Annotated in this window: 2 protein-coding genes (1 of these 2 cut by a window edge); both read right to left on the minus strand. The window is 51.3% G+C overall.

The features are described 5' to 3' along the window. On the minus strand, positions 1–8,799 hold the 5' portion of the coding sequence (locus ACLD72_RS17965) for an SDR family NAD(P)-dependent oxidoreductase (protein WP_411000651.1). It extends 1,395 nt beyond the left edge of the window; only the first 8,799 of its 10,194 coding nucleotides appear in the window; it begins with the start codon at positions 8,797–8,799; its stop codon lies beyond the left edge, outside the window. Beyond that, positions 8,796–20,999, minus strand: a complete 12,204-nt coding sequence (locus ACLD72_RS17970; RefSeq protein WP_411000649.1) for an SDR family oxidoreductase — start codon at positions 20,997–20,999, stop codon at positions 8,796–8,798. Before ACLD72_RS17970 ends, ACLD72_RS17965 begins: the two co-directional genes overlap by 4 nt. Positions 21,000–21,023 lie beyond the last annotated feature (24 nt).

A 21,023-nucleotide genomic window follows, 5' to 3' on the forward strand; every position in this document is an offset into this window, starting at 1 on the left:
TTTAACAGCAGGGACCAATATTCTTCTATGCCTTTTTCCTCCACGATACACGGCTTCCTTACTAGGCTGCAGAGCCTTAATCTCCGAGGTTACCGCAAGAGATATATTCTCCACGCTCATCTCCGGTAAAGATACATCGACGGTAACGGCATAGACGTTCGGAATCTCCTCCGAGAGACTTAACGCTGCGGATCGTACCGCTCCCGCATGCGGTAAATATTCCGCAGTTCCGGAAGAGAATAGGGCTTGATCGGCTGAAACTGTAACAATTCCGACCCTGTTCTTCAATCTGACCGAATGGAGCGCCTGTCCCAAGAAACAAAGGGAATAAACGCCCAGTTGAAGATCCCTTTCCAGCGCCTCTTTGTCATATGAGCCACCATATTCGGTGGAGCACATCCACAAATGGATGATGCCGTGGACTGATCCATAGTCCTCAAGAGCGCATGAAAGCATATGCCGGTAATGCTCTACGTTGCTTGGGTCAAGCGAATAATTGCCGGAATCCGTCTTACTGAATGCATCGCCTGGGCATATTTTAATAACGTACTGCCCTTCAGCTTCCAATTTCCGTTCGAGATCCGCTGCAATTCCGCGATCGTCCTCAAACAGCAGCCACACCCCGCCAGATTTCAGCGCTCCCGTCTTAAGAGCCCCTAGTTCATGCCACTTCCAGCGGAATATCATATCGCTCTCCGTCAGGACCGGCGAGGATTCCGCCTCCGCTTCCCGTCCGGTGCTCTTAATCGCTAATGCTATTTCCGACTTCCTCTCCGTCCCTGAAGAAATCCAGCAGGAGCGCATATCGAAGGCGTAAGTCGGCAAATTGATTCTTGCGCCGTCCGAGGTCTCATTGAATCGATCCCAATCTATTGAGACGCCTAGTACATAAAGGCGGGCCACCGCAGTCATGATTCCCTGAATCTCGTCCGCTTTGTCATCCACCATAGGAATGAATAGCTTCGCCTCACCGAATGTTAATTGACTAATCGGACCGGCAACGATCGTTGCTGCCGGTTCCGTCAATCCGGGCGCAATGGCCGGCGGGTGCTCGATGGAGTGGCGTTCCGCCGCAATGTCATTCGCGGCCGACTTGGGTGACAACGAGCCCGAAGCAGCAGCAACCGTCGCCTTTCCCGTACCATCACCTTTCAGATGCGTAAAACAAACACCCCATTGACAAAGAACACGGAACAAGCTGTACTGTACGATAAAAGACAATATCCGCTCATCGGCTGAAGTAGAGGCGGGATTAAAATTCACGTTTTGGAAATATTGCTGCACCCCTTCGCTGTACGGGTTTACCGCTGCGATGCATTCGTCGACGGCATGCCGGAACTCAGAAAGGCTCTGATACAACTGCCGTCCGTATCCTTTGGCAAGCATCGGCTGCAATGACCGCCAGTCAGGAAAGTACATTCCAACCCCGGCTTCATCTTCGCTCGTTACAGGGGAAATGCTCTCTTTCCCCCCAAAAGGAAAGCTCCCATATACTTTCGGCAGCCCATTATGCCTCCCGAATGACCCGTCGCCTAACGTTACGCTCTTCAAGGCATGCAGCAATTCTTCCGTATCGTCCACCACCACCGCTAGGCGGTAGGGAAAATGTCCTCTTCCGATATTCAAGGTATAACTTATGTCTTCCAGAACTGGCTGACGGACGCCCAAAAACTTGACAAACCGGTCGACATAGCGTTCCAATGCGGTTTGAGTCTTCGCTGAGAACGTGACGACCCTGGGAAGGCTCCTAACTTCATCCCCCGGGCGGCGCAATTGTTCCGTAGATTCCGGTGCCTCTTCCAAAATCACATGGGCGTTGGTTCCCCCCATTCCGAACGAACTGACGCCCGCCCTCCTAGGGGACCCCTCCGTTTCCCACCTTGTGGTTGTATCCGCGATATAAATCGGCGAATCGACAAATGGGATATAGGGGTTAGGCTCGTTGAAATGAAGGCTCGCGGGAATTTGCTTGTGCTTCATAGCGAGGAGGACCTTAATGACACCGGCGATTCCCGCTGCGGCCTCCAGATGCCCGATATTGGTCTTGACCGCCCCCAGCGCACAGAAGCCCTGCTTGGGTGTCAGGGAAGCAAAAGCATCCCGTATTCCGTTGATTTCGATAGGGTCTCCCAGCGCTGTCCCCGTCCCATGGGCCTCAAGATAAGTAATCGTATCTGCGGGTACCTCGGCTTTATGAATTGCCGTACGGATTAAATCAGCCTGGGAACGCGCACTCGGCGCGGTGAGACTGACGGAACGGGCTCCGTGATTCACATGCACCGATTTAATAATGGCGTAAATGGGATCTCGGTCTCGAAGTGCGTCTTTCGCTTTTTTTAATACAATGAATCCGACGCCTTCTCCGTCCACGAATCCGTTGGCCCGCTTATCAAACGCATGGCATCTTCCGTCAGGAGACAAGGCTTCCATCTGACTTAAGAGCACATAGTAATCCGGCTTGACAATCAGATTGACTCCCCCAGCAAGCGCATGCTCGCAATCTCCCGCTTGCAAACTCAGGCAGGCGTTATAAATAGCTACCAACGAAGAAGAACACTGCGTTTCCAGAGAAACACTAGGACCGGCGAAATTCATGAAGTGAGAAATTCTGTTGGCTATGATTGCATTGGAATTGCCCAAGCCGCTGCAGCTGACGTCCGGATCAAACGCTTTTGTAAAATAATTGTTGTTAGATACGCCTACGAAGACGCCTGTCGTCGTTCCTCCCAAGATGCCGCCTCCGTAGCCTGCATCCTCCAGCGCTTCCCATGCAGTCATTAGCGCCAATCTTTGCTGAGGGTCCATGTAGGCGGCTTCTTTAGGCGAAATATTAAAAAATAACGGATCGAAATTGTCGATACCTTCGACCAATCCCGCTTTCTTGCAGTAGGTTTTTCCGGGTCGTCTATTCGTGTCGTAATAATCTTCTGTATTCCAGATCCGACCGGGAATCTCCCCAACGCTCTCAATGCCGTCGCGAAGATTGTGCCAGAAATCGTTGATATTATCCGCTCCTGGGAATCTTCCCGATACGCCAATGATGGCAATATCACATTCTCTGAGTCCGTCTTCGGACAATATACCGCTGTTGCCTTTCATTTTGACAGAATCCCGTTGCATGCCACCGCTTTGCGGCAAGGTTTCTTCTATGTTTTCGACTTCTTCTTCCTTCCCGGATGACATCCCGGAATGCCGGAATTCATCCAAGGCGAGTACGGCTTCGCTGTCCGCTTTGCTGCTAAACAAGGAGATCAAGGCTTCACGGTGATGCTGTATCAGATATTTGCTCAGATCAGGAAGGGTCGGGTACTCAAAAAACAAGGTTGGATATATTTTCAGGCCCAATTCCTGCTCAAAATGTTCGGTCAACAAAACAATACCAAGAGAGTCCAGCCCCATATCGAGAAAGCTTGCTTTTGTATCCAAAGACGTCTCCTCGCGCAGCAGCAGCTTCGCGATTTTAGAAACAAGCAAAGCTTTTATCCGTTCCTCTAGCCGAAATTCGGAAACTAACGATGTTTCCACGGCATTCTCCTTCTGCATGGGAGACTCTTCTTTTTCTTCGGCGGAAAGTCCGGCAAGCGGGTCATTGGAAATAGCCTTCGTCTGGATGACAAGTTCTTTTTTTTCCAGCGGAGCGATGCCGACCTGCACCTCTCCCAATCTCATCGAAACGTCGAAAGCGGCTATTCCTTCTTCTGTCAACATCGGTCTTATTCCTTTGGCAGATAGAGACGCCGTGTAGAACGGGTCGGCTACAATTCCTGCTTCGCCCCAAATGCCCCAATTAATGACGAGCGTTCTCCCGTTTCCTTTTCTTGCGCGGCTACGGGCAAACTGGTCTTTGTACAGACTCCCCGACATATAGTTGCCTTGGCCCGCATTCGCAAAAAATGTAATCATTCCAGAGAAAAGAATAAAAAAGTCCAGTTGTTCGTTTTGCGTTACCTTATCCAGAATCCAGGTTCCATGCAATTTGGGCTTCATCGCCTCCCACATGTCGGCTTCGGTCATATTCCGAATAAGGCTGTCTTTCAGGACAAGCGCTGAATGAATTACCCCATTGATCTGGCCAAAATCAAGCTTAATTCGGCTAACAATTTCAACCATAGCGTCCTGATCGCAGATATCGCCCTGCATAATTACGACGCGTGATCCGGCAGCCTCGATTTCTAGTATCTTTTTAATCTTTGCTGCGATTTCAGGATGGGACCGCCCGGCATCTTCCCAGCTTTCTCTTGGAGGAAAATAAGACCGGTTGATCATGATCAAAACCGTCTCTGCTCTTTCCGCAATATGCTTGGCCACTTCAAGCCCAAGTCCGCCCAATCCTCCTGCGATCATATATACGCCATTATGTTTAAAGGAAATAGGGCTTGCCGGCAGGACCGATTGCCGTATCTGCTGTATTTCCCGAACATACCTCTCTCCTCCGCGAACAGCCACGGCAGAGACGCCGTCCTTGTTTTGCCGCTCCTCCTTCAACCGATGCCAGATTTCAAAGAACGTCATTCCCCGCTCAACATCAAGCAATGAACAGAAGATATTACCGTATTCCAAAGGAATCGTCCGGAGGATACCAAGTAACGTAGCCTGTTCAGACAGCAATTCTGTCTCATCGCCGGTCACATCGAATGCACAGCAGGTGGCCGCCTGTATAAATAGAGGCTGACGAAAGGAATTGCGAACGGCTTTTACAGTATGAAGTATGCTTATGCAGCCGCTATACTGGCTGTTCTCCAATCGCTCAAGGCCGGCCGTGCCGTCTTTGAGCAAGCTCCAGAGATTGATAATTCCTGCGATTTCCCCGTGCTGCTGCCGGATCTGCCGAAACAGCAATTCGTAATGATCGGGGTTGCGTGGATTAATCGTAAAATATCCTCTATCCTTACAGTCTGTTACAAAATCCTGTCCGCTGAATACGGGTATAATCGGTGTATCGCCCAATTTATTTCCCACGGATTGGATTTGCTGTGGATCACAGAAGACAACGACGCTCCGAACCTCTTCGTTGTCGTTCGCCGTGGGCGACAAAGGCGTTCTGACCCAATAAGGGGCATAGAACCAATCTGACTTATCCATGCTCTCCGTGGCAGTTGTGCCCGATTCCTTCTTCTTCACACGAAGCCCTTGAACAAATACACACACATTGCCGTTTATATCAAGCAAACGCACATCTGCGCGTACTATCGTCCCGCCTGCACTCTGTTCAACATTGTCTGCAATCGCATAACCCTTAAATCCCGGCAAGGCGAAATATTGAATTTCCTCCGCACTAAACGGCATGTATGGGCCATCTTCATGCTGGATCGAGTTGACGCCGGTAATACTCTGCAGCGCGGCGTCGATCAGCGCAGGCAGGATATATTCAGGGCCAAGAGCGGCGGCCGCAGCTTCTCCAAGATCAATTTCTGCAAAAGCCGATTGCCCCCCAGGCCACAACGTTTGCAATCCGCTAAACAACGCACCGTATTCCAGCCCTTTGCGGCGAAGTTCCGCAAGCATTTCCCCTCCGGAAATCGGAGCAGTGACTCTTCTTGCAAAATCATCCAGTGACTGTTTAATTGGAAGAGAAGCCGGGGCCGTCAATATCCCTAGCCGATATTCGCCAGTAGTATGAAGAATCCATTCCTTATCAATGTCCGCCTGCCTGCTAAGAATCCTGAACGACCGCCCGGACGCCAATTCTACTCTGCACTTGACAGACTGCCCCTGCTTTAGAATTAGCGGGAACAGATGCACAACATTACGAAGCGCTCCGGCTTCATCGCCAAAGACGAAGCGTACGGCGTTCCGTACGAGTTGCCAGTAACATACTGCCGGAAAAACTATTTCCCCGTTAACCCGGTGATCCCGAAGCAATGGATCGGCGCTGTCTAATTGGCATTCGTAAACTGACATTCCGTCAAGCGTTTCCGTGCTGACTCCTGCCGGCTTCGCCGATGACGCTGATAAATGCCATTGCTGCTCGGCCCAATACTTCCTCAATTGAAACGGGTAAAGAGGAATGGAGATCTTATGACGTAAACCTTCGCGTTCCAGCTCCTGGAAGCATGGTGCGGCTCCGTTCACGAACAGTTCGGCAGATGCCTTTTTCAGGGAGTCCGCGTCCTTCATAAAAGGGGTTAGAGTACTCACTACAGGGAGCTCTACACCCATATCTTTTACCATCGTTGTTAATGTCGTACCCGGTCCAGCCTCCAACAGAATCGAACAGCCGTCATCCCGTAGAAAGTGTATTCCACTTTGGAATTGTACCGGCTGCAAAACATGCTCCTTCCAATAACCCTTGTCGAAATCTCGAAGATAGCTTCCGGTAACATTGCTTACAATGTCGATTTCAGGAGGATGGAACTGAACGGTGTCCAACACCCTGTCAAAAGCATCCAGCATTGGAGACATCAGAGGAGAATGAAACGGATGGGATACCGAAAGCTCACGGCACGTGATCCCCATACCGCCAAGCAAAATCGCTGCGTCCGCCAATCCGGACTTCGTACCTGAAAGAACGGTATTACCAGGACTGTTAATGGCTGCTATAGACAGTTCGGATTTCAAACGTCCGCTCGAGTGTTCCAGGAACTGATTGATTCGTTCATATCCGGCAAAAGCAACCATCATACCACCATCAACCCGCAATGATTGCATCAGTCTTCCCCGTTCAGCAATCAGCTTGACCGCATCCGGGAGATTCAACACTCCCGCTATGCAGGCGGCCGCATATTCGCCGACGCTGTGTCCGAGCACAGCCGACGGAGTAATACCGGCGGCCATCCACATTTTCGCCATGGCGTAACCGATTGAAAATACTAGCGGTTGAGTAATAGCGGTATCCGACAAGGACGCAGATCTATGACCGTTGTCCGCGTCCCCTTTAAAAATCAGGTCGGTAATATTAAATCCTAGCCAAGGTGCAAACAGGTCAGCGCATGCGTCAAACGCTTCCATGAAATGCCGTTGGGTTTGATACAGTTCGCGGCACATACCGGGATATTGCGCACCTTGACCCGGGAACAGAAACGCAACTCGCGTCTCTTCTCCATGACCGCTCGTCCTCATGTGAATTTTAGAGTTTCCATCGATTCCAAAACCACCCTCAGGATTCTGCCGGGCACGCTCCAGCTTGTCGATGGCGTCACTCCGTCCTTCACAAACCACGGCCAGTCTATATTCAAATGACTCCCGCCCGTTATTCGCCGTATGGCAAAAATCAGGAAACTGCTGATCTGAAATCCGCTCCAGCACCTCCTTGTATCTTTCGATCATTTTGTACAAGGAAGCTTCGTTTCTTGCCGACAAAGTGAGCAAATATGTATCTTCAGGTCCAGGAGCCGCCCCCGGTAATGGTTGCTCCGCTTCCCCGATAATCATATGACAGTTTGTTCCGCCAAAGCCAAAAGAACTGACAGCTGCCAGTCTGGGAAATTCGCTTCTCCACTCCTCCGTACGTGAAGCGACATAAAATGGTGAAGTAACAAGCCCGAATCTTGGATTGGGCCTTTGGCAATGAAGGGTGGGCGGTATGGTCTGATGATGCAGCGACAGCACTGTTTTGATAAAACTTGCAATGCCAGCGGCCGAATGAAGATGCCCGAGATTCGATTTTACCGTTCCAAGGGCACAAAAATTGGATTTTGTGGTGAAATCTCTGTACACTTCCGTCAAGGCGCGGACTTCAATGGGATCACCGAGAAAGGTGCCGGTTCCGTGAGCCTCGATCATACCGATCACTTCGGGATTCACGCCCGCTTGCTCAAGGGCCGCACGGATTACCTTCTTCTGGGCCGATACATCCGGCGTCGTCACACCCACCGTATATCCGTCATTGTTAACCGCTGAGCCTTTAATAACAGCATAGACGGTATCCCCGTCGGCAAGCGCGGAAGAAAGCGGCTTTAACAATACCGCCCCGCCTCCTTCACCCGGGACATACCCATCCGCGGTTGTGTCGAACGTCTTACATTTCCCTTCGGGTGACATGGCGTTAATTTGGCTTAACATAATGTACGTCTCCGGAGTAAGCAGAAGATCGACTCCCCCCGCGATCGCCATTTGGCATTCTCCGCTCCGCAAACTTTGACAGGCCATATGAACGCTAACCAGCGAAGAGGAGCAAGCCGTATCCAGCACTATCGACGGCCCGCTTAAATCCATTACATTCGATATGGCTGCAGCAATCATGTTTGGGGCTTTGCCAAGCAATCCGGCCCGGGCCAATTCAATATAGTCTTTCCTGTTTCGCTGTTCCGGAGTTTGCCGGGCCATCTCCTCCAGCACTTGATAAGCGTTCCCCCTCGCTCCGGCGAACACTCCGATATCGTGCCCCTCTCTGGAGCGACGGCTCCCGTATCCCGCATGCTCCAGAACCTCCCAGCAGAGAATAAGAAATAGTCTCTGCTGCGGGTCAGTAAGATTAGCGAATGATGTCTTCATTCCAAAAAATTCCGGATCGAAATCTTCTATCGAATCCAGAAAACTCCCCCACTTACTGTAGCTTTTGAAAGGGATTCCTCTCTCGGACGAGTAGAAAGCTGCGGAGTCCCAGCGTTCGCTGGGGACTTCGGTTACGGAATCCAAACCGGCCGTCAGATTGACCCAGAAATGGCCGGGATCATCCGCTCCGCTGAAACGGCATGACAGGCCGATCACGGCAATGTCTTCGTGAATCGGATCCCGACCGACTGATGCAGCCTGGCTCTCCATATCCAGTTGATGTGCTTTCAGCAATTCGAAGGCTGTTTCGACAGCAATTTCCCTGGCGGCAACTTTGTTCAGCATGAATTCCGTAAATTCACTCATACGAAACCTCCAAGTCTACCAATAGCTTCTTTAACTTCAAGATTTCCGTCATATAAATCCGTCAACAAGCTGCGCAGCCTCTCCTCGTCAGAAGCCAGCGCGTTCGTTCGACCTTCGTCGCAGTATTGCCCCGACTGAGAGTCCTTGCAAGAAACGATGCCAGGGCCCTCTACAGCCAATGTTCCTTCCGAAGAGGCCACTCCCAGCTCATCTATCAAATAGCGTGCTAATGACTGAGTATCAGGATAATCCAAAATAATGGACGGATGGGTATAGACACCATATTCGCTTTCCAATGCACCGATCATATCCGTAACAGTCACCGAGTCTATGCCGTAATCTTGAAACGGCGTTCGCTTGTCAATTTTATCGTGAGGAAATTGCAAAAACTTTGAAATTAAACTAATAATATATTTCTCCACAAGATAATAGTTTCCTTTTATATTATTTGTTTTTCTTGCAAATTTTGATAAATGATCTATTTTTGTCACATTTTTCGTTATTATGGATTCGTCCTTCAACGATTTATAGCCTTCGGGCTTCATTACTATCATATTTCCGTTCAAGGAATGAGACAGAAGATAATCCAGCGCGCTGATTCCTTCCTCTTTGTCCAACGGACAAATGCCGTCGGATTGCGGCCGTATGGCTCCAAGCCCTACCCCCTCCCATAAAGACCAGTTAACGGATAGAACAGGCCCTTTATGACTCCCTAATACGCTTTGCGATAGAGAATCCAGAAAGGCGTTGGCTGCCGCATAATCTCCGAGGCCCGCGCCAAATTTTCCGTGAACAGAAGCAATCGACGAGCACATCAGGACAAAACAGGTATTCTGTCCGGCTTTGTTCAAAGCTTCAAACAGGGCAATTCCACCGTGCACCTTGGGCAATAATACATTACGAAACGAGCGATTCGACTTGGACAACAGCGAACGATGAACGCTATCCAGAATTCCCGAACAGTGGAATACTCCGTCGAGCGCTCCGAAAGAAGCAGTAATCTCTTCAAGCAACTTTTGCATGGCATGACTGTCGGAGACATCCACGCTGCGGTAATGAACCTCCGTTCCGAATCCTTTAATTCTTCGCAACAATTCCGTTTGTGGAGGAGAACTTCGACCGGTCAAAATTAAACGTCCCGCCCCCCGCTCCGCCAATAGTGCGGCAAATGTCATTCCCAGACCACCTAAACCGCCTGTCAAAAGGTAGCAGCCTCCCTTTCGTACCCAAGTGCCGTCCATGCTGTTTCTTGTTAGTCCGCTGTATGGCTCAACACTATGGAGATAGCGCGTACCCTCCCTGTATGCGACCTCTGTATACTTTTCATTCATGTGACGGGCTTCTTCCGAACAAATCTCCTCGATTTCAGCCGTTTCGACGGTACCGGGAGCGAAATCAAAGGTGACACAGCGGAGCTTGGAACTCTCATAAGGAATAACTCTCGCGAGGCCCGTCATCAAAGCATTCATCGGTGCATAAACAGGCTCGCCAAAAACGTTCTGAACACCTGTCGTCGGAATTAAAACATCTGCCAAGCGAATCTCGTCGCATCTGTTCAATGCCTGTACTGTTGAAAGCAAGGAGAGCACGCTCTCTTCCAACTTTCGGTCAACATCGGCGCCTGAGGTCGATTCAGAGAACAGGCCACCGAGATGGACGACCCGGAAATAACCCCCGTGATCTCTTGCCGTCTCCCGCACTGCACGATGATAATCCTCATTATTTTCAAAATTAATAGAGTAGCTGTATGCGGAATGTCGGGTAAACTGCGAGCCCCCAGTTATTATGACCATGTTCTGGTCCTTGCACCCGAATGTTGTATGTCCCCCAAGTTCTCCGTTTGAAGGATAACGGGGATCAAATACCAGCCAAGGAATTCGGTCTTCTGTCTCTTTGTCCCGAATCGTTTCTTCCTTCCAGACAGGTTTATAAAGAATTGTCGGTGTCTCGCCGGACATGGAACGATTCCCTTGGTGAACACACTTTAGTCTTCCTCTGGTCAACCCAAGCAGGCACATATTGCAATTCCGGCAGAAGGAGACATAATCTTTATCACGCTGTAAACGTTCCAGAAAATCCGGTTCACATATAAATGGCCGGGCCAACCCAATCAGATCGGCAGCGCCCTCCTTTAAATATTCGCTGATTTCCTCGCCAGAGCGCAGTCCGCCGGTAAATACCACCGGAATAGAGACAGAAGCTTTTAATGCCTTCAACTCACGGATACGCTCAGCCCTTTCCGCTGAATTAAGGGAATTTCGGGCGTCAGGGCCGGTGCTGAGCTCAATCATGTCGACTCCGATGTCCTCCAGAATACGCAATAGTTCATACTTCTCCGGAGCTGTTAATCCCAACTTCCGCGGAATATCCAGTTTGACGGACAACAGGGGGCCGCGGCCTATTCTCGTCCGAATCGCGGAAATAGTTTGCGCCAGAAGCGACAAACGCCCCGCAAAGCTTCCTCCCCACCGATCGGTTCTCCTGTTCCCAGCCGGAGACAATGATTGGGATAAAAGATAACCATGCGCTGCATGCAGTTGAACACCGTCGGCCCCTGCGAGCACTGCGATCCCTGCTGATTCCGTAAAACGCTCGATGATATCCACGATTTCCGTCTCACTAAGCGCTTCGAATGACCATCCGTTCGGTTCGGCTCCCTGATTTGCCCTGGGACCGGCATGGTTCAACTGAATAATCGCAATTGCCCCCGTGTCCTTCATCGTTCGCACAACCCGTTCTAACATCTCGTGCTGCGGCTGTTCCCTGGAAATGACAATCTCTCTACCGGCGCTTCTTGCCTGCCGTCCGATCATAATGTTTCCGGATATTGTAATACCCGCCCCGCAGCTCTGCCAGGATTTCAACTGCTCAATATAAGCCTCGGTAATTATTCCTTCCGGCGTTCCTAGCGCCGTCTCGATTGCCGACTTTACGATTCGGTTGCCAAAATGTCTATTTCCGTGGCAAAACGATTCGAAGATTGGAATTTCCAATCGGTCCGGCTCTTCGCAGCCGTCCGGGCAGGTCGGAACCGCTTTAACTTCAGCAGCAGGCTGAACTGGGACTCGTTCATCCCAGAATCGCTCCCGCTCGAAGGCATAGTTTGGCAAATCCAGCATATTTCCGCCAAAGTCCGCGGCTATTTTATCCCAATGGACGGATATTCCTTGAGCATAGGCATGGGCAAGCAGCAGAAACAGTTCTTTCAGTCCTCCTGCGTTCTCACTCGAAATTTCAATCACATCGTCAAAATCGTCGGTCGCCTTTTCAAGCCTGATCAAAGAACCAGGTGCGGTTATTGTTTGAATTGCCTCCGACGGTAAATCGTGCGGTTCTTCTCCCGAACATAACTCACGGAAAATCGTATGAAGTTCTCCATCTCCCGACAGAATCCGGGCCGTAAAATCCCCTTCCCCGGCACCGGTTACCGCCAAAGGCGTTATACCCCAATCCATGAGCACCCTGGCGACAGCATATTCGAACGCGGTTCTAGCGATATTAACAACGCTTTGCGATTTCACGTCCAAAGAATTGGAGGAAGCCGCAGCAAGATTAAACAAGGCGGATGGCCGACTCAGTTTTAACGCTTCACTGAAAGGCTTGGCGTAATAGTTGAATCTGGGTAAGCAGCAAAGTTCCAAGCCATTTGCGCCACAAGCCTTTCCTGAAAAGACAAACAATATTCTGCTTTTCCTCACAGAAGGCTGAACGTGATTGAAATAAACAGAGCCCCTGGTCTCCTCTCTGCTCATAGCCTCCAGACATTGCAGCAGTTCCTCCCTGCTGCTGTACACGCAAGCCATGCGGTATGGAAAATGGTGCGCTCTTCCTGTGCCTAGCGAATATGCGATATCATCGCAGGAGTACTGCGGATTTCGCATGATCGCAACCTGAAGGCGGCTCGACAGCATCGCAAGGGATCGCATGCTTTTGGCTGATAGAGCAGCGACATGCACGGCTCTTCCGCTGACGGCCCTGGTTTGCCTTGGGGCCTCCTCTAAAATAACATGGGCATTAGCTCCTCCCATACCGAACGAGCTTACCCCTGCACGCAGCGGGTAAGGCGATGTCCAAGGAACCGCACGGTCATTGATGTAGAAAGGGGTGTCCTCTAGCAGCGTATTTGGGTTCGCTTCCCTAAAATGGAGATGTGGAGGAAGCAGCCGGTGTTTCATGGCCATCACCACTTTGGTTACACCGGCCAGCCCTGCGGCCGATTCCAGGTGGCCAATGTTTGTTTTGACCGAACCGATTGCACAGAAGCTTTTGCGTTCAGTCCAGTCCTCAAAGCTTGACTTCAAGGCGGATATCTCCACTGGATCTCCCAGCGGCGTACCTGTTCCGTGTGCCTCGACGTAAGATATGGTATCGGAAGGGACGCCCGCTTGTCGCAATGCCTCCGTCACGACGGCCGTTTGTGCTTTCGGATTAGGAGCGGCTAACTGGCTCGATCTTCCGTCGTGATTGACCGAGATCCCTTTGATCACCGCATGAATGCGATCCCCGTCTTCCAGGGCTTTTTTCAGAGGCTTAATAACCACTGCGCAGACGCCTTCACCGGATACAAAGCCATTGGCCCGCTTGTCGAAAGTCCTGCACTTTCCATCCGAAGACAGCGCCTTGATCTGACTGAGCATCGAGTAGTATTCAGCCGGGATGACCAAATTAATGCCTCCCGCCAACGCCAGCTCGCACTCCCCATGAATTAGACTGAGAATGGCGCTGTTCAAAGCCACCAGTGATGAAGAGCATTGAGTGTCAATTGACAGACTGGGACCGTTTACGTTCAAAAAGTAGGATAAACGATTGGCAACCATTGCATTGGAAGTCGCCAAAGCACTGAAGGTATCTTCAGGATCAAATGTTAGTTGGTGATAATGATGATTGGACACTCCGGCGAATATACCGGTACGTGACGGAAGCCGCTGGCCGCAGTACCCGGAATTTTCAAACGCCGACCATGCAACTTGTAAAAACAGTCGCTGCTGGGGGTCCATCCGCTTGGCTTCTTTCGGAGAGATATTAAAGAACGCCGCATCGAAGTCGGCGATACCTTCCATCCACCCAGCCCACTTCGAAATGGTTTTCCCCGCAGCCGGCTGTGTTCCACCATAATGCACCTTCGCATCCCATCGCTCCGGACCGATCTCACGAACGCTGTCTCTGCCCGACACTAGATTGTCCCAAAACTCCTCAATATCGTTCGCTTCCGGAAACATTCCCGCCATTCCTATAACGGCAATGTCCGTATCCTTGACAGGCCGTTCCGGAGAAAAAGAAACCGATTCTTCGGATTCAAAATCGCGTTCGTAAGAATCACTTTCTTGCGGATTTTCCCGATTTGGCGACGAATCCGGAGCCGCAGCGATATTGCGTTGAACATACACGGTAAAGGCTTCGTTATACTTCTCCGATAAATGGAGAGACATCTGATCAAACGTCTGATATTCAAAGAACAGCGTCGGATATAGTTTAATGCCGATATCTTTTTCAATGGCCGACGTCAGCGTCACAAGAGCCAGAGAATCGAGCCCTGCCTCCATAAATCCGGTATCCGGACCGACGGCAGTAAATGGCCGGTTCAATAACTGAGAAGCTTTGAATTCCAGGTATTGAAACACATGCTCATATAAATCCGTTTCTCCCACCCCGGAATTCTTAGTGAAATTTCGGTTATCCCGCACCTCGCCGTCTGGCTTCGCGATTGCAATTGCTGCGGAAGCCGCGGCTGTGGCTCGAGGTTCGGCAGACCCAGCGTATTGCGCGACAATGACCGAAAGGGGAAGCCGGACGGATTGCCGGCGGTCCAAAGGAAGACAGACAGCACGTTCAAAACCCAAAGATGGCATTGCCGCTTCCCAAACATCCGGTTCCAACAACGCTGAGCTCTCACGAAACTCCTCGTCTTCATACTTCCACCAACCGTCGGTAATGCCAAAAATCAGATCTGCATAACGCACTACCTTTGTAGTTTCTACCATTAAAAGAATTGCGCCCGGGGTCATCAGCGCTTGAACATGATTCATCGTGTCCCTCAGTCGGGCAGTGGCGTGAAGTACATTGGCAGCGACGACGATATCGTAGCGCTTGCCTTCAAAGCCTTGCAGATCAGGGCTTTTCTCGATATTGAGCACGCGGTAATCCACAAATTCGTACTCGGCAAAGTTTGTTTTTGCTTTATGCACTAAAACGGGCGAAATGTCGGTATAGGTATAAGAAACGGGCAAGTTCGCAATCCGCGGCAGGATACGGGCGGTAGTACCGCCGGTGCCTGCTCCGATTTCCAGAATATTTACAGTGCCTCTACCAGCCGCTTTGATGCGCACACACTCCTCCGCAACATAGGCGGCTAGATCGTTGTAAGGTGAGGGCATATGATACAAAGGGGCCAGGATATCGGACGAGCCCCGAGGGAACAATACCTGCATCGGGTTCATTTCGCCTCGCAGTACCTCGGGATAATGCTTCATGCAGTGACTTACAATGGAAGTGTAAATATCCGGAATGTTAAAGTTCTTCTCCAGACTCGCTCTCAACTCTGCGATGTCCGGCTGCGCTTGCTTGCCGTCCCGCCAGAAGCGGTTCCCATCCGAAGCTATCAATCCTTCTTCTTTGACCATATGGAGCATGGCAGAAAGCATCCGGACATACTTGGTCTGGACAGAGCACTTCTCCAAAATTTCCTCTAGCGACACTCCCGGTTCGGGGCGTACAAACACGCCATTTCCCTGGAAATATTCAAGACAGTAAAGCGCACACAGTTTGTCCAGTTGAACGCCGAACTCCGCTTCTTGCTTCATGTCGACTTCGCGAAAAAGCCGGTCTTTAACGGCTTCGGCATGCTCTATCAATCGGAGGAATTCCGTTTGGCGCATCGTTTCAAAGCCAATAGTCAATAGAGCTTCTGAATCGGAAGGATACGGGTTAGACAACCTGGCTGCTTGAGCCCCATTAATATGGCCGATTCCAATCTGCGTCTCCATTCCGTTACGCAAAACTTGCTCGAGGGAGTAGAGCGCTTCCTTGGTTGTCAGCGGCATATAGCCTTGGTTGCTTAGATTGTCTCTGTAGAAGGAATTGGCGACAACGCCTGTAGCCCCCCATATTCCCCAGTTCACGGTCAGCGTAGGCCTGTTAAGAACGGAAGAACGATAATGGGCATAACTGTCCTCAAACCAGTTTGCTGCGCTGTGATTTCCTTGCCCGATAATTCCGACGTAGGAAACCAGGCCAGAGTATAGAACGAAAAAGTCAAGTTGCTCATTTTCCGTAGCCCTGTCTAGAGCCCATGCACCTAGCATTTTGGGATTAACAACCTGTTCATACGAGGTTTGAGACATATTGATCAAGAGGCCGTCCCGAAGTACTCCTGCTGCATGGATTACTCCGTTCACAGCCCCGAAAGCTTGCTTGGTCTCCCTCACACAGTCAGAAGCTTGGGCTACATCCGTCACATCTGTCCGCCGAATCATCACCTTTGCTCCGTTAGCTTGCATTTGCCGGATACTTTCGATCTGCATTCGTATCCGCTCCGAACCCGGTTCGACGGAAGAAGTGATGCGCTCCCACTCTGATTCATCCGGGAAAGGAGATCTCCCAGCCAGAACAATGGCCCCAGCCCCCTGAGAGGCTAACCAGCAGCCGGTAACAAGCCCCAGTCCTCCCAAGCCTCCCGAAATGATGTACACGCCCCCCGCTCTGACAACAGGTGCCGAACTGAGAGAAGCCGGCATTGGGTGGCGCAGGATAACCCTTGTATAACGATCTCCCAACCGGTACGCGGTCAAGAGCTGCGGACTCGCTCCGAAAGCTTCCTGAAGAACGGCCTCGGCCATAGACCGAAAATCTCCCTCTCTCTTGTCCAAATCAACATATCCAGAAGATATTCCGCCGAATTCCAGTGAAATGTTTTGGATAATTCCGGCAGCTGTGGCGTTTTCGGGCGCCAAGACATCTCCCGACCCTAGCACCGGCTGTGCGTTGGCGGTAACGACGATCAGTCTCGGGCTGGCTTCCGTACGCCTGGTCGAAAGAGCCTGAACCAATGAAAGGAGCGATAGGGCTCCAGCCGCTTGTGCTGAAAGTAACCGTTCTTGATCCAGCGCAGATATTTTCGAGCCTGTAAACGGACAAAGGTGGATAAAAACTAACGACTTCTTCTCATCTTGCTCCAGCCGATTCAGTATAGCCTCGTAATCTTCCCTTGATCCGCCGGCCCGAACACGGAGCAAAGAAATGCCGAGTCGTTCCAGCCAGTTCAGCAGTTCCACGTGTTCGGCCTCTTCTTCCCGATAGAAGACCACAGCGGTTCCATACAGCACGGGTGCAGGTTCTCTCCGTTCTGTCTTCACCCAGACCGGTTTGAAGAAGAGCTCGCCCTCTTTCTCTTTCTCTTTCTCTTTCTCTTTCCCGTCCCCAACCTGCCGCCGCAAAAATCCTGAACGCACTTTCTTCAAACAGAAATCATCAATTTCAACCAGAAGAAAACCCTCCTCGTCCATGATACGGGCCTTGGTTCGCACAATCTCTTGCCCAGCGGAAGACATGTTTAGTTCAAGATAAGCAACTGCACGGGGGGGCAGCGTCCCAAACAACTTGACGCTCCCGCTGTAAAAAGGCATGTACGAATCTGAGAAAGTCCGGTCAAGCATCAGCGAAATCCCTTGCAGCGCGCCATCCAGTATAGCCGGATGGTAGAGATAGAAGGCATTCGAATAACTTCCTTCGGATGGAACTGACAATGTTATGAGCGCTTCCCGGTCCTGCACTGCCATTGCCTCCGCACCTTGCAGGAGTGGACCGTACTCTAGCTTGAGCTGTTGTAAATGCGTGTAAAACGCGGATTTTCCGTCTTCCGGCTGCCCGATCCTGCTTGTTAAGGCAGCCAAATCAAGCCGCGGAACGGGCTCATCGTTCAGCTCCGACACTGTTCCGGAACAATGTTCCAGCCATTTTTCTTCGCCTTCGGGCTGAAACTCTACAACAAACTGCACTTCCTGCCCCTCTGATTCCTCTTCCCGATTTTGGCGGGATGCCATCAAACGGATACGAAGGCTTCCTTCTCCTTGATGAGCGGGCTCAATGATTAAAGGACGATTGTGGCTTACCTCCCTTAAACGGCAAGCGGGCCAGCCGAACGCCTTCCTTGCGGCCGCCGCCGCCGCTTCCCATAAGCATACCCCCGGCATGACGACGACTTCATCTACCCGGTGATGTTCGAAGAGCTGCTTAAGCGTCCGGTCAAGTCTCTTGACATACACTATCTCTTCATCATCGTCGGAGGACACTTTCATTCCAAGTAGACAAGAATCTGCAGATTCGGTACCCTTAGGCATACCGCTTTCCAGCGGCGAAATCTGCAAACCGACCGATTCGCCCGTCTTGGCGCATACCGGATCCATACCATCCACCGACCGTGGATACTTGCGTTGCCGGGCCCCATAATCCCGATACGGAAAAGCATATACCGGCAAGGCCGTCACCTTGCGCACGGTTTCGAACGTGATCTCTTTGAAGTCAACTCCCTGGACAAAAAGCTGTGCCGCTGTCTCCAGAATATGCTCCGCATCCTCTCTCCCCCGGCCAAGTGAAGACTTGGTAAACGCCATGTCTTCTCCCGTTATGAGATCTTTGGTCATCGTAGTCAGTGTAGTTCCCGGACCGGCCTCCAGAAATATACGGTGTCCGCGTTCCAGTAGAAAGTGGATGCCTGGCCCAAACTTAACCGGTTCCATAATATGGCGGAGCCAATAGCTCTCATCCATGCTCCCCGGATGCCAATCCCCCGTCAAATTGCTGACTATGGGGATTGAAGGTCGTGAGGGAACGATCCCTAATTCGCGAAAGGTACGTGAATAGGATTCAAGAACAGGCTCCATCAGATGGGAATGAAAGGCATGTGATACTTGCAAAGGGGTAGACTTGACCCCGGACTCGGATGACTGTTCGATCACCTTTCGGACGACATTGGCGCTGCCGGAAACAACAGTGTTCTTCACCCCGTTCTCAGCCGCTATCGATACTAACCCACGTTCCGAGGGACTCAGCTTTTCAATTAGATCCCAGACATTCGCAGGACTGTCGAATACGACGGCCATACTTCCTCCCGGAGGCAACTCCTGCATAAGGCGGCCTCTTTCCGCGACTAGCAGCGCAGCTTCTTCCAGGGAGAAGACTCCGGCAATGCAAGCGGCGGCATACTCTCCCAAGCTATGGCCGATTAAAGCGGAGGGCGCATACCCCCAGGTCATCCATAACTTGGCCAGTGCGTAATCGAGGGCGAAGGTAATCGGCTGGGACAACGCGGTATGTTGCAGACGCGCAGCATAGGAAGGGGAAACAAGTGCATCCATGATGGAAGTCCCTATCGAACGGCCAAGGTGCCTGTCGCACTCCTTAATGGCATTTCTGAAAATCTCCGAACATTTGTACAAACCGGCTGCGGCGGAAGGATATAAGGATCCTTGGCCGGCAAACATCAGCACCTTCCGCTTGCGCAGGTCTTTCGTTTTTAACCCGATGATCGGGCCTCCGGCTTCTGCCGGACATCCGAGTATCCCAAGCAGTTTTTCACGGTCAGAAGCTACAACCGCCAACCGGTGCGGGAAACATTCTCTTCCCCGCTGGACAGTGAAGCAGATGGAGGACAGCGGCAGTTCTGGTCTTGCTTCAATATATTGTCTGTGCTCCGATGCCAAACGGGCTAGCTCAGATTCCTTCCGGGCGGAAAGAATGAAGAGTTCCGGCCGGGAAAATAAGCATTCCGTTGCGTATGAAGTCGAAGACCTTGGGCCTTCCTCCACAATCATATGACAATTGGTCCCACCGAAACCGAAGGAACTGATTGCCGCTTTCCGCCCTCCATCCATAGAAGGCCAGGGCTCCTGCCGGTCCGCCACGTAAAAAGGCGAACTTTCCAATTCCAGTCGCGGATTCGGTTCCTCACAGTGCAGCGTGGGCGGTATTACCTTGTAATGCAGGGCCAGCACAAGCTTAAGCAGCCCTGCTATCCCTGCCGCGCAGTGTAAATGTCCGATATTCGTCTTTACGGAACCGATCGCGCAAAAAGCCGGCCGCTCGGTATCCTCCCTATATATTGTTGAGAGCGCCTTAAATTCAATGGGATCGCCGATGGTAGTGCCTGTTCCGTGAGACTCCATATATGAAATTTCACGAGGACGGACGCCGGATGCCCGCAAGGCGCGGCGGATGACGTTTTTTTGCCCCTCCAGATCCGGTGTGGTCAATCCGATCGTGTGGCCGTCGTTATTGACGGCGGAACCTGCAATTACCGCATAAATGCAATCCCCGTCACGTACGGCAAGGTCATAAGGCTTGAGCAATACGGCTCCCGCGCCTTCGCCGGGGACATAGCCGTTTGCCTTGCGGTCAAAGGTATGGCATATGCCTTCCGGAGACAGAGCCTTTGCCTTCTCCAAGCCAACGTAAGAGTCGGGATCAATCAAAAGATCGACGCCTCCGGCCAAAGCCATGTCGCACTCCCCGTTCCGGATACTTTGACAAGCCAAATGTACGCTCACAAGCGAAGAAGAGCAAGCCGTGTCCGAAACGATGACAGGCCCTCTTAAATTTAGAAAATCGGCGATCCGTGCAGCGATCATGTTTGGTGCCCTGCCGAGTATGTAGTTCCTATCGGACTCTTGAATCTCGTAATCCATGCCTTTGCTCAAATGTCCGACAGTGATTGAACTCCCTCGCGCCCCCCAGAAAACGCCTACCTGTTCCTCGGCGTTCCGGATATTTCCGTACCCGGCATGTCCAAACGTCTCATACGCAACCTCAAGCGACAATAACTGCTGCGGATCGAGCGGCATCAGATTTTCTTCCGAAAAACCAAAAAACTCTGCTGCATATGTTGTAACACTGTCCAGAAATCCACCCCGTTTAGGGGCGGATTTCTGTTCTGAGCGGGTAAGCCGGGGTCGCCCTTCCGGCATTACTCTTACGGAATCTCTGCCGGAGCATAGATTTCTCCAATATGCTTCAGCATCCATCGCCCCCGGAAATCTACAGGCAAATCCAACTACGGCAATGCCGGCTTCCTTTTGAGTCCGGTTTGAAGCAGCTTCAATTGCCGAACTTTTGCAGTCCGGGGCCGACAATCGTTCGGCTGCGTCACTGTAGTGAAGCTCCCTGTTTTTAACCTTTGTCAGGATATCCCTGATTGCCTCTCTTTCCATCGGACAGGTCCCCTTACTCTTCCT

The organism is Paenibacillus lacisediminis (genome assembly GCF_046567315.2).

Excerpts from the sequence above, each read along its gene's own strand:
- ACLD72_RS17970 (WP_411000649.1), bottom strand. The coding sequence starts at position 20,999 with ATGGAAAGAGAGGCAATCAGGGATATCCTGACAAAGGTTAAAAACAGG.